Consider the following 12540-nt stretch of genomic DNA (forward strand, 5'->3'; position numbering starts at 1 on the left):
GCCGCCCTCGGCCCGGGCGGCGATGGGGAGCCGGGCACCTGGGGAAGCACGCTAAACCCGTCCGTCACCCCGCGGTGACGCCATGTGCGCAACTGGCCGGAGTGGACCGCCCGGTGCCCGTATGTGACCGTGGCGTCGGCAGGCCGCCGCCCCCTTGCCGTACGCCTGTGACCGTTGCCCCGGAAGTGGCCCCCCTGCCCGGAGGCCGGTGCTAGTGGTCCGGTTAGGCTCCGGCCTCATGGACGTACTCATCCATCTCTTCGTCGGCCTGCACATCATCGGCATCGCCTCGCTTCTGGGCGGCTTTCTGACCCAGATGAAGGCGATGGGCGAGGGCACGGCACGGTTCGGCCCGGCGATGCTGCACGGCGCGCTCACGATGCTCGTCACGGGAGTGATCCTGGTCGGCCTCAACCAGGCCGACGACCAGCCCGTCGACAACATCAAGATCGGCGTGAAGCTGGCGCTGCTGATCGTGATCCTGGGACTCGTCTACGTGAAGCGCGACGAGGAGAAGGTGGACAAGAGGTCGTTCGGTCTGGTGGGCCTGCTGACGACGGCGAACGTGTTCATCGCGGTGCTCTGGACCTGAGGGCCTGGCTGATCTCAGCGAGGCGGGCTGATCTCAGCGAGGCGAGCTGATCTCAGCCCGTCCGGCAACCCAACCGGCGCGAGGCAACCGCAGCCCCCGCCCCCACGCCCCGCACCTACGCGGGCCGCACCACGCTGTGAATCGGCATGTAGTAAATCGACTCGACCCGAACATTCGCCCCCGGCTTGGGCGCATGGATCATCTCGCCATTCCCGATGTAAATCCCGACGTGGCTGATGTCGTCGTAGAAGAAAACCAGGTCCCCCGGCTCAGCATTGTCGACAGACACGGTCGTGCCGACCTTCACCTGATCCCAGGTGGTACGCGGCAGCGACACCCCTGCCGTCTTCCACGCGGCCTGGGTGAGCCCTGAGCAGTCGTACGACTCGGGCCCCGTGGCCCCCCACACGTACGGCTTCCCTATCTGGGCCTCGGCGAAGTCGATGACCTTGGCGGCCATCGTGGCGTAGCTGGAGGATCCGGTGCTGCCGGAGTCACTCCCGGTGCCCGTCCCGGAACCGGTGGCAGCCTCCTGCTCGGCCTGCTCCTGCTCGGCCTGCTCCTGCTCGGCCTGCTCCTGCTCGGCCTGCGCCTCCTGACGCTGCCGCTCCTCCTCGGCCTGCCGGCGCGCCAGCTCCTCGGCCTTGCGCCTGGCCTCTTCCTCCTTCGCCTTCTCGATCGCGGCGAGCCGCGCCTTCTCCTCGGCGGTCAGCTCCGACAGCAGCTCGCGCGCCTCGCTGAGCTTCTGCTGGACGTCCTGCTTGCTCGCCTTCAGGTCCGCCTGCGACTCGGTCAGCGACGCGAGGGACTCCGTCGCCTCCTCGCGCTTCTTCGTCGTCTCGATCTGCTGCGTCTGGTAGTCGTCGACCGCTTCCTTCTGCCGGTTGGTGAGCCGGCTCATGAGCTGGCTCTGGTCGAAGTACTCCTGCGGGTCCTCGGCGAGCAGCAGCGTGGCGGTGTCGGAGACGCCCCCGGTGCGGTACTGGGCGGCGGCGAAGGAGCCGAGCTCGCGGCGTGCCTCGTTCAGCTTCTCGGTGCGCTTGGCCACGTCGTCGAGCAGCCCGTCGACGTGCTTGCGCTGCTCGTCGGTCCGTTCCTGGGCCGCGTTGTACTTCTGGGTGGCGACGCCCGCCTGACGGTAGAGGTCGTCGACCTTCTTCTGGACCTCTTCGAGACTGGGCTTCGGTTCGGCGGGCGCGGCGGTCGCCGTCTGTGACATGAGCGCCACGGATGTGAGGGCGGCGGCGGTGAAGCCGACCGCGGGGGACGTGCGGAGACCGGCGACGAGCTGGCCGGTGGTCCGCGGCTTGCGGTGCGACGCCAAGAGAGGCGACTCCTTCCGTGGACCGCCTACCGGGTTAGCTGTCGGGTTCGGGCGGGTGGTTCGGAAGGCTGCCCTACGGTCCGTCCGTGCCTCGTGCCCGCGGGTGTCGCGCGCACTCGGTACGGGACCGATTCACCCCAAGGTCAAAGTGGGTCCCCGGCTCCGGCTGCCGCGAGGGCGCACCGGACTCGGCGGAGGCAACCCGTCCCGGCGTCGTTCGCCGGCGGGGGTACGGGCAGCCCGCCGGGCACGCTAGCCAACTCGTGTGGCCGCTGTGAAGGTTGATGTTCGATATGCCCGATACAATTTTGTGACCTTGACCGTTCGGCGGGGTCTTAGGGGGTGCTTCTACGTAAAGCAGAAAGACCGCTGATATCTGCAGCTGTAGGGATTTATCCGGCTTTTCAAGCCAAGTGTTCGGGTTCCGAGTCGAGATCTCTCGCCGCTGTCGGCGGCGATGCGGCCGACTTCCCAAGGCGGCAGTGACTGTCAGCGCGGCGGCCTAGACTCGAGAAGCGATGAGCAGCCTCTTTGACGACAGCTTCCTGGCCGATCTCCAGCCCGCGCGGCACGCGGACGAGGAGCCCCCGCCGCCGCCCGAGGACAGGGCTCCGGAGGACATCCCGGACGACCTGTTCGAGGGCCGGTTCGACGTGCCTCCGCCGCCCCGGGACGCGTACTACCGGGACGGCGCGCCCCGCCCCGCCATCGACCCGGCCGAGCTGCTCCAGGGGCTGAACGACGAGCAGCGCGCCGCCGTCGTGCACTCCGGCTCCCCGCTGCTCATCGTGGCCGGCGCCGGCTCCGGCAAGACGCGCGTGCTGACGCACCGCATCGCGTATCTGCTGGCCGAGCGCGGCGTGCACCCCGGGCAGATCCTGGCGATCACGTTCACGAACAAGGCCGCGGGCGAGATGAAGGAGCGCGTCGAGCACCTCGTCGGCCCGCGTGCGGGCGCGATGTGGGTGATGACCTTCCACAGCGCGTGCGTCCGCATCCTGCGCCGCGAGTCGAAGAAGCTGGGCTTCACCTCCAGTTTCTCGATCTACGACGCCGCGGACTCCAAGCGCCTCATGGCGCTGGTCTGCCGTGATCTCGATCTCGACCCGAAGCGCTATCCGCCGAAGTCCTTCAGCGCCAAGATCTCCAACCTCAAGAACGAGCTCATCGACGAGGAGACCTTCGCTGCCCAGGCGGCCGACGGCTTCGAGAAGACCCTCGCCCAGGCGTATGCGCTCTACCAGTCGCGTCTGCGCGAGGCGAACGCGCTGGACTTCGACGACCTGATCATGACGACCGTCCATCTGCTCCAGGCGTTCCCGGACGTCGCCGAGCACTACCGGCGGCGCTTCCGGCACGTCCTCGTCGACGAGTACCAGGACACCAACCACGCCCAGTACGCACTCGTGCGCGAGCTCGTCGGCCAGCCGGGCGGGGACGACGACCCCGAACCGGCCGAGCTGTGCGTCGTCGGTGACGCGGACCAGTCGATCTACGCCTTCCGCGGCGCCACCATCCGCAACATCCTCCAGTTCGAGGAGGACTACCCGGACGCCACGACGATCCTGCTCGAACAGAACTACCGCTCCAGCCAGACGATCCTGAGCGCCGCAAACGCCGTCATCGAGCGCAACGAGAGCCGCCGCCCCAAGAACCTGTGGACCAACGCCGGCGCGGGCGCGCGTATCACCGGCTATGTCGCCGACACCGAGCACGACGAGGCACAGTTCGTCGCCGACGAGATCGACCGGCTCACGGACGCGGGGGAGGCGAAGTCGGGCGACGTCGCCGTCTTCTACCGCACGAACGCGCAGTCCCGTGTGTTCGAGGAAGTCTTCATCCGCGTCGGCCTGCCGTACAAGGTCGTCGGCGGCGTCCGCTTCTACGAGCGCAAGGAGGTCCGGGACGTCCTCGCGTATCTGCGCGTGCTGTCGAACCCGGAGGACTCCGTCCCGCTGCGTCGCATCCTGAACGTCCCCAAGCGCGGCATCGGCGAGCGCGCCGAGGCGATGATCGATGCCCTCGCCCAGCGCGAGAAGATCAGCTTCGCGCAGGCGCTGCGCCGCGTCGACGAGGCGTACGGCATGGCGGCCCGCTCGACCAACGCCGTCAAGCGGTTCAACACGCTGATGGAGGACCTGCACACCATCGCGGAGTCCGGCGTCGGCCCGGCGACCGTCCTCGAAGCCATACTCGAACGGACCGGCTACCTCGCCGAGCTGCAGGCATCCACCGACCCCCAGGACGAGACACGCATCGAGAACCTGCAGGAACTGGCCGCCGTGGCCCTGGAGTTCGAGCAGGAGCGCGCTGAGGGCGAGGCGGGTTCGCTGTCCGACTTCCTGGAGCAGGTTGCGCTCGTCGCCGACTCCGACCAGATCCCGGACGAGGACGAGGATGGCAGCGGCGTCATCACGCTCATGACCCTGCACACCGCCAAGGGCCTCGAGTTCCCAGTCGTCTTCCTGACGGGCATGGAGGACGGCGTCTTCCCGCACATGCGCTCGCTCGGCCAGACCAAGGAGCTCGAGGAGGAACGGCGCCTGGCGTATGTCGGGATCACGCGCGCGCGGGAGCGCCTCTATCTGACGCGGTCCACGATGCGCAGCGCCTGGGGCCAGCCGGCGTACAACCCGCCGTCGCGCTTCCTGGAGGAGATCCCCGCCCAGCACGTGGAGTGGAAGCGGACGGGATCCACCGCTCCGGTCTCCTCAGGGCCGGCCGCCGGTGTCGCCGCCTCACTGTCCTCGTCGCGCTCGCGCAGCGCGGCCTCCGGGGCCTCGGGGTTCGCCACGCGACGGGCGTCCGAGAAGCCGGTGGTCTCGCTGGCGGTCGGGGACCGGGTCACGCACGACCAGTTCGGCCTGGGCACGGTGGTCGGCGTGAAGGGTACGGGCGCGAACGCCGAGGCCACGATCGACTTCGGCGACCCCAAGCCGAAGCGCCTGCTGCTGCGATACGCACCGGTGGAGAAGCTGTAGGAATGTGAGCCCGACTGGGGGCACCTCCTGGGGGCACCCCCAGCGTTAGCTTGGGGAGTTAGCTGGGGGAGTTTGAGGGCAAAGGACGCGGGGTTCTGGGGGCGGAGCCCCCGAAGAAGGTCCCACTCGACCCGGGGAACCCGCCAAGGCTAAGCCGGGTCGATACCGTGACTCCGCAGCCACGGCAGCGGGTCTATCGCAGCCCCGCCGCCCGGCCGCACCTCGAAGTGCAGATGCGGCCCGGTGGAGTTGCCGGAGTTCCCGGAGTACGCGATGACGTCACCGGCCTTTACGGTGCCGCTCGAGATCGTGTGGCTGGAGAGATGGCAGTACCACGTCTCGGTACCGTCCTTGGCGGTCACGATCGCCATGTTGCCGTACGCGGGATTCCACTCCACGCGTACGGTGCCGTCCGTCGCGGCCATCACAGGTGTGCCGTAGGAGACGGGGAAGTCGATGCCGGTGTGCACGGACATCCAGTTGATGCCCGACTGTCCGTAATAGGCGCTGAGCCCGTGCTGCGCCACCGGCAGGGCGAACTTCGGGCGGAGCCGTTCCTTGCGTGCCGCTTCCTCGGCCGCCCTCTTCCGCTCGGCCTCCTGCTGGGCCTTGAGGTCGATGCGCTCCTGAGTGCGGCTCGCCCGGTCGGCGAAGTCGCCCGCGTCAGCGGAGAGGTTCTCGAGCTGGGTGTCCAGCTTGTTGTTGGCGACGGACGGCTTCACGGAGCTGGTGTCCGGGGCCGCGGTCGTCGTGCTGTCGTCGTCGCCGCCCAGGTTGCTCACGGAGGCGGCCGCGATTCCCGCGACGCCCATCACACACGCGGACGGCACGGCCACGGTGAGCAGTGCGGAACGCTTGGCGGGGGAGCGGCGCCGGGACCGTGCGCGGGGCACTCGGGCCGAGGAGGACACCGTGGAGACCAGCGGTTCAGCGGCCTTCTCTTCAGAAGTCGCCTCGTCGAGGTGAAGATCGCGATCGTGATGTTCGCCGCCGTGGTCGCGTTCGTGGCCCCGGAGGCCGTCCTCGGGAGCGAACTCGGCTTCGGGGGAGTCATGTTGCTCGTACTGCTCGTACGAGACCTGCTCGAACGCGGCGGTCGGCTGCTCGTACGACTCCTGCCCCGGCTCAGGGGCGAGCTCCGAGACCGGCTCCGGCTCAGGGGCCGGGTTCAGGCTCTCGTACGCCGTCGAGCCGCCGTCGGAGTTCCATGCGGTGGCGTCGTACGCGCCCGTGTCGAAGCTCTGGCCTCCGAAGGCCCCTGTTGAGAATGCCTGCGTATCGAGCGGCGGCTGTCCGAAGTCGTGCTGCCCGAAATCGCTCTGCCCGAAATCGCTCTGCCCGAAATCGCTCTGCCCGAAATCGCTCTGCCCGAAATCGCTCTGCCCGAAATCGCTCTGTCCGAGATCGTGCTGCGCAAAGGCCTGTTGGTCGTACGCCTGGTTTGCGTGGGTCTCCCACTGGCCGGTCTGACTGGTCTGGCCGTCGACGGCCCACTCTCCCGAATCCCACTGGCCCGTGCCGGTGGCATCCGGGCTGGTGGCCTGCGTGGGGATGTGGGCGGCGAGCTGGTCGTAGCCGGCGGACGCCCAGACCCCGGTCGTGTCATAACTGCCGGTCTCGTAGGCGGCATGGTGCTGCGCCGCATACGGGTCGTAGTTCAGCGTCTCCTGCGTGGCGACCGTCTGGTGCTGATACGTGCCGGTGGCATCACCGCCGGCCGCGGCTCCCAGGCCGGACCACTGGCCGCTGTCGTACGAGTTGCCGGGGAGGTCACCGAAGAGCGGATCGGTCTCGAAGCCGGGGCTGGTGTAGGAGCCGGTGGCGTAGGAGCCCGTGGAGAGCGTGTCGGCGGAGTAGCCGTCGTACCCGGTGTAGCCGCCGTGCTGCGCGCTCTGCCCCTCGTAGGAGGCGTAGTCGTAGCGCGCATAGTCGGCGTCTGTGGCCGGTGCCGGGGGAGTTGCGGTCCCCGACGGGTGACGGTCGTTCACCAACTTCTCTTTCGCCTCGACAGCAGGAGCTGGGGTCTGAACCCGCGGCGCTAACCACTGAAGTCACACAGTCCCAGGGGCAGAGCAGTGCGGTGACTGTACCCGGCGGTTCGCGGGCGCGACAATCTTCGGCAGGTTTCGCGCACGCAGGAAACGGGCAATCAGTGGCCTTTCGGCGAACTGCGGGCAGAGCTTTGGCTCTGCGTTCGACTAGCGTTCGAGATCAGGCCACCGTCAGACCATCGGTTCGGCCGGCTGCGCGGGCCTTCATCCCCTCCTCCGCGTCCAGCGCCTGCCGGATGCCGTTGGCCACTGCGGGGTGAACGGGCAGGGCGAGATGCCCGATCCCGCTCACCTGCACGTTGTGCGCGGTCAGATCCGGGTGGTCGAGGCATGCGCTGTCGAGCGGGTCCATCATCTGGTCGAGATCGCTCCAGAAACTCACGAACCGCGTACGGCAGTCAGGTGAAGGCTGCTTCAGCTCTTCGATCACCTCGGAACCCGGCCGCATCTGCCGGACGATCGGATGCGCGTCCAGCAGCGGCGCTATACGGGTGCCCGAGTGCGGCGTACCGAGAGTGACCAGCGTGCGCACCTTTACATCACCGCCGAGGCGCTGCACGTAGTAGCGGGCGATCAGCCCGCCGAGGCTGTGCCCCACGATGTCCACCTCGCGATGGCCGCTGCGCTCGCAGATCTCCTCTATATGGCGGCCGAGCAGTTCGGCCGCGGTGCGGATGTCGCAGGTGAGAGGCGAGTAGTTGAGCGACTCCACATGCTGCCTGCCGTGCTGGGCCAGGGAGCGCCGCAGCAGTACGAAGACCGAGCGGTTGTCGATGAAGCCATGCAGCAGAACGACGGGGAGTTTCCTCTCCGTCGGCAACTGGGGAGCATCCGGCTGGGGCAGCGCCGCGGTGGCTCTGCGCTCCTGCGTGATGCCCGAGGGGTACAGCAGGAGGTGACCGGCGAGTATCGCGATTTCGAGGGCCGTCGCCTTCAGCAGGGTGATGGAGAGCCCTGCCAGCCTCCAGGGAAAGAGACGCTGACAGAGCGGAAGAATGGGCAGAACCGTCGTGGCCTTCATCGTCGACCGACCTCCCGTCGGCACACGAAGGACGGCTCTGTCCCCCGTATGCCCTCGTGGGCAGCCGCGATGGAGGAGGTCGGCAGTGCACAGGCTGCGCGGTGGTGCTCTTGTCCCGTCTGCGGTGCGTGTAATTCCATTTTCTCGGATGGATGCGACTCTGACAGTGGCTCTGTGTAGTGGTTCGGTGGCTCCCTGTGCGATAGCCGATACGTCGCCTCGGCGCGCCATGCCGAGCGGCTGACGGCGCGGAGGCCGACGACCTCGTGCGGCTCCCCTGACGCCCGCCCCGGCTGCGGCCTGGTGCCGCAGGATGCGGAGCAGTGCGCGGCGAACGTGTCCCACCGTGTGATTTCCCCCTCGGTCACCGTCGTAAAACTGCCTGTTGCGGGATGCTGGCGATAACGTTCGTTCACTTCCTCGTGTCCGCACGGCGGGGCAGTGCCGGGCGGGGCGGCCGCAACCGTGTTTCCGCTCGCTCTCGCATGCTCGGTCTTGTGCTCTCAGGAGGCGGGAATGGGGGCAATGGGGCGTGGGCCGGTCGGGTGGACGGTCGGAATCGGGGCCGCCGGTGCAGTCGGTGGCGCAGTGGGTACATGCCGGAGGGCATGTCGGTACATGGAGGCAGTGATGGGTGTGGCAACGGGGCCGATCCGCGTGGTGGTCGCCAAGCCGGGGCTCGACGGCCATGATCGCGGGGCCAAGGTGATCGCGCGGGCGCTGCGTGACGCCGGTATGGAGGTCATCTACACCGGCCTGCACCAGACGCCTGAGCAGATCGTCGACACCGCGATCCAGGAGGACGCCGACGCGATCGGTCTCTCCATCCTGTCCGGCGCGCACAACACGCTCTTCGCGCGCGTGCTGGAGCTTCTCAAGGAGCGCGACGCGGAGGACATCAAGGTCTTCGGCGGCGGCATCATCCCCGAGGCGGACATTCCCCCGCTCAAGGAGAAGGGCGTCGCCGCGATCTTCACCCCGGGCGCCACGACTGCCTCGATCGTGGACTGGGTCCACGCGAACGTACGCCAGCCGGCGTAGTGCCATGGGGGGCTGGGCTGGGCTGGGCCCCGGCCCCATGGCCCCTGCGGCGGCTGACCGGCGTCCGCAGGGGCCGTTCGAGTGAGAGCGCCGGCAGGCTCGGGCTTCCAGCCGGTTCCGGTGGCTTGTGTTGTGGGCAGTCGTTCCTCCCCAGCTACCTCGCCCAGCTACCGCTTGGGGTGCCCCCTCAGGAGGTGCCCCCAGACGATGGGGGTGCCTCCCAGGGCACGTCGTAGACGACCATCCGCCCGTCAAGGAGCTCACGTTGCCGTGGGTCCCTGGACGCTCACGGCGCCGTTAGCTCCGCCCGCATGGTGGCTCGTAGGCGAAGCGTGCCCACGAGGCGTTGGAAGGCTTCCGACCAGTAGCCCACGGCGCCCGGGGAGGCGTCCTCCGGCTCGTCGGGTATGGCAGTGAGTCCGTCCAGACGGGCTGCCGTCGCCGGGTCCAGGCAGCGCTCCGCGAGCCCCATCACACCGCTGAAGCTCCACGGATAACTCCCCGCATCCCGTGCGATGTTCAAGGCATCCACCACCGCGTGGCCCAGTGGCTCAGCCCACGGAGTCGCGCACACCCCCAGCAGCTGGAACGCCTCCGACAGGCCGTGCGCCGATATGAACCCCGCGACCCACTCGGCCCGTTCGCCGGCCGGCAGTGCGGCCAGCAGCTTCGCGCGCTCGGCGAGCGACACCGCGCCCGGTCCCGCGGCGCCCGGCGATGCCGGAGCGCCGAGCAGCGCCCGTGACCAGGCCGCGTCACGCTGCCGTACCGCGGCCCTGCACCACGCACCGTGCAGCTCGCCCTGCCAGTCGTCGGCGACCGGCAACGCGACTATCTCCTCCGGCTTACGCCCCCCGAGCCGCTCCGACCAGATGGCGAGCGGCGCCGCCTCTGCCAGCTGGCCCAGCCACCACGACCGTTCCCCCCGGCCCGCGGGGGGCTTGGGCACCACGCCGTCCCGCTCCATGCCCGCATCGCACTCGTGCGGCGCCTCCACCACGACCGTCGGTTGCGTCTGCGTATGGTCGAAGGACACGCAGGAGGCGGCGCGCGCCGCCATACGCGAAGCCAGCGCCGAGCCCGGCAGTGCGGACAGCAACTCAGCCGCCGTCGCCCGGACGTTGCGGCTCCTGTCGGCCAGGGCCCGCTCGAGGAACGGCTCGTCCGCGTCGCTCAGCCCCGTACGCAGTGAGTCGAGGAACATCAGCCTGTCCTCGGCACGCTCAGTGGACCAGGTAGTGCCCAGAAGATCACGGGCCGCAGACGGGTCCTGTGCCCGCATCGCGACCAGCAGCGTGACGCGTTCAGCGAACAGCCCCTCCTGCCAGAGCCGTTCGACCTCGACCGGGTCCCCGAGGGCGGGTACTGCGGTGCCGCCGCCCGGAGTGGAACGCAGCGCGAACCTCCAGTCCGGGTTCAGACGCGCCAGCCATATCGCGCGCGGTCCCGCGAAGGCGAGCGTCTGCGGCCGCAGATCGGTTCGGCCCCTGGCCGCGTCAAGGAGCGCGGGCAGCAGGTCCGGTGGGGCTGCGTAGCCGTGCTCGTTCGCCGCCGCGAGCCACTGGGGCAGCAGCTCCATGAGGTCCGGTGCCGTTCCGCGACGGCCACCGCTGCCGGCGTCCGGGCGGTCGGCGAGCAGCACCGCGAGCCGCCGCCTGGCCGCTGACGGCAACGCGGGCCGGCGATCCTCCGTCGCGGGCTCGGGCAGCGCGGCGGCGGACGCGGGCCGGAGTCCTGCTCTACGCCGCACGGTCTGCACCGCAGCCGTGTCCAAGAGGGCGGTCGGCGCATCTTTTCCAGCGGTGCCAACGGGAGTCGTGCGCCGGTCAGTACCGAGCAACGCAGCCGTGACGAGCTCCTCCCAGGAGGACTCGCTCATGACGGGGTTCCTGTTCATGCGATTCCCTTCCGTAGGGAATGAGCTGGACTGGTGTGGGTGTGGTGTCGGCGCGGGCGAACACCCATGCGGGCGTGCGTGGACCTGGGGATGTCCGTGCGTGTCTGGTCGAGTGGACCGAGGCGTTGCCTCTCAGCGTGGGGCCTCTCCCGTCGGTTCAGCACAGTGGAATCGGCTCTCCCGGTCCTTCGGGCCAGACCGCGAGCGGGGTGAAGCCGCGGTGCCCGCACTCGCCGAAGACCGTGACGGGAGCGCCGCCCGACACAGCGACCAGGCGCCACAGTCCTGAGCCGGACATGGCGGAGGACGCAAGAAGCAGCGCGGACTTGCCGTCAGCGTCGGCCAGTTGCCAACCGTCTCCGTCCGGGGCCGGTATGACGCGGTCCAGAGTCACCGGCCAGGACTCCAGCCAGGGGTCGTCCTTCAGTGCTTCGCCGTACCGCGCCACAGCCTGCGTCGTGCTCACCCCCGCCGGCCGCACGGCCGTCGGTGTAGGTGGAGTGAACTGCTCGCCGAGATCGGCCCTCAGCTGTCCGGCGCCCGGGTACGAGGACACCTCGGCGTCGAGCGCAAGGCCCACCGGCAGGGCGAGTGCCGGCGCCCGGCCCGCCGCCCCGTACGACAGCAACAGCACCATGCGCCCGGACTCCTCGCCGTACAGCCATATCCGGCGGGTGGTCAGGTGGCTGTCCGCTGTGTCGTACTGCGCGAGGACCAGCCAGCGGTCGCGCACTGCCGGACCCGCCGCGGCCGCGGGCAGCCCGATGCGCGAACGAACCGTGGCGGCCAGGGAGTCAGGCAACTGTTCGCGGCGCAGCCAGCCCTGGTCGAGGAGATGGATGAGCGCACACTCCTCCAGCAGCCGAGCCGGCCAGCCGGATCCGGAGGACGGTATGGCCCCCAACTCCCTGACCCGCGCGGCCAGCCCGGGCGCCTGGGCGTCGACCATGCGGGCCGCGGTCTCCTCCCACAGCCCGTACCCACTGCTCTCCGCCGAGGCCAGCCCGGACCGGAGGAGATCGGCCAGGCGCTGCTCCAGTTCCATCGCCCCCGCGGTGACCCGCTCCGCCCGTTTCTCCGCACGGCGCCGCGCTGCCTCCGGATCACCGGACGTGGCCGGTGACGGGCCGGCCGTCCGCTTCTGCTCAGCCCGCTGTCTGCGCCCTCCTATCCACTGCTCCGCCCACTCCGGCGCCTGCGCATCCGGCACGCCGCCGTCCCCGCCCGCCCAGAGCAGCAGCAGCCCCAGAGCGTGCTTGCACGGGAACTTGCGGCTCGGACAACTGCACTTGTACGCCGGACCTGCGGTGTCCGCGATGTCGACGACCGTTTGATACGGCTTGCTGCCGCTGCCCTTGCACAGCCCCCACACCGTCCCATCGCCGGAACTGCCCGTCTCCGACCACGGCCCGGCCGCGCCGAGCCTGCTTCCCGCTTTGCGTGACGCGGCGTCAGGTGCCAGTGCAAGCACCTGGTCCGCCGTCCAGCGCACCCCCTGCTGAGTCATGTCGTCGAAGGTAGGACCCGCCACTGACAATCGACCTTGCGTGGGGTGTCTGCGCAGGTCAGAGCCGATTGTCAGTGGCGTGGTGCACGGTGGTGACCAGACCCGAGCAGGCCAAGCTGGAGGGGG

Annotated in this window: 8 protein-coding genes and 1 riboswitch; of the genes, 3 read left to right on the forward strand and 5 right to left on the reverse strand. The window is 69.4% G+C overall.

Annotated elements, in window-relative coordinates; all coding sequences use genetic code 11:
- The first annotated feature begins 238 nt into the window (after window positions 1-238).
- Window positions 239-592, forward strand: coding sequence for a hypothetical protein (locus H1D24_RS20925; RefSeq protein WP_181659149.1), 354 nt, complete (start codon window positions 239-241; stop codon window positions 590-592).
- 115 nt (window positions 593-707) lie between these two features.
- On the opposite strand, the gene H1D24_RS20930 is transcribed toward H1D24_RS20925, so the two are convergent.
- On the reverse strand, window positions 708-1916 hold the full coding sequence (locus tag H1D24_RS20930; RefSeq protein WP_181659150.1) for a C40 family peptidase: 1209 nt from the start codon (window positions 1914-1916) through the stop codon (window positions 708-710).
- Between the two features lie 8 nt (window positions 1917-1924).
- A riboswitch (cyclic di-AMP (ydaO/yuaA leader) is annotated at window positions 1925-2120 on the reverse strand.
- Window positions 2121-2434: 314 nt separating this feature from the next.
- Between H1D24_RS20930 and pcrA the strand changes: the two genes are divergently transcribed.
- The gene (pcrA, locus tag H1D24_RS20935) at window positions 2435-4897 is read left to right on the forward strand and encodes a DNA helicase PcrA (RefSeq protein ID WP_181659151.1); all 2463 of its coding nucleotides are present in this window, start codon (window positions 2435-2437) and stop codon (window positions 4895-4897) included.
- 149 nt (window positions 4898-5046) lie between these two features.
- Here pcrA and H1D24_RS20940 read toward each other — a convergent pair whose 3' ends face one another.
- Both H1D24_RS20940 and H1D24_RS20945 read right to left on the reverse strand, forming a co-directional pair.
- Window positions 5047-6888, reverse strand: coding sequence for a peptidoglycan DD-metalloendopeptidase family protein (locus tag H1D24_RS20940; RefSeq protein WP_220136981.1), 1842 nt, complete (start codon window positions 6886-6888; stop codon window positions 5047-5049).
- Between the two features lie 220 nt (window positions 6889-7108).
- Window positions 7109-7969 (reverse strand): esterase/lipase family protein, encoded by an 861-nt coding sequence (locus H1D24_RS20945; protein ID WP_181659153.1) that lies wholly within the window; start codon window positions 7967-7969, stop codon window positions 7109-7111.
- A gap of 630 nt (window positions 7970-8599) precedes the next feature.
- Between H1D24_RS20945 and icmB the strand changes: the two genes are divergently transcribed.
- A complete protein-coding gene (icmB, locus tag H1D24_RS20950; RefSeq protein ID WP_181659154.1) occupies window positions 8600-9010 on the forward strand; it encodes a coenzyme B12-dependent isobutyryl CoA mutase small subunit in 411 nt (136 codons plus the stop codon).
- Between the two features lie 286 nt (window positions 9011-9296).
- Here the strand turns inward: icmB and H1D24_RS20955 are convergent, their stop codons facing one another.
- A complete protein-coding gene (locus tag H1D24_RS20955; RefSeq protein ID WP_181659155.1) occupies window positions 9297-10907 on the reverse strand; it encodes a DUF5691 domain-containing protein in 1611 nt (536 codons plus the stop codon).
- 157 nt (window positions 10908-11064) lie between these two features.
- A complete protein-coding gene (locus H1D24_RS20960; RefSeq protein ID WP_181659156.1) occupies window positions 11065-12414 on the reverse strand; it encodes an SWIM zinc finger family protein in 1350 nt (449 codons plus the stop codon).
- Window positions 12415-12540 lie beyond the last annotated feature (126 nt).

Origin of the sequence: Streptomyces himalayensis subsp. himalayensis, from assembly GCF_013778455.1 — a bacterium.
GTDB classification, from domain to species: Bacteria; Actinomycetota; Actinomycetes; order Streptomycetales; family Streptomycetaceae; genus Streptomyces; species Streptomyces himalayensis.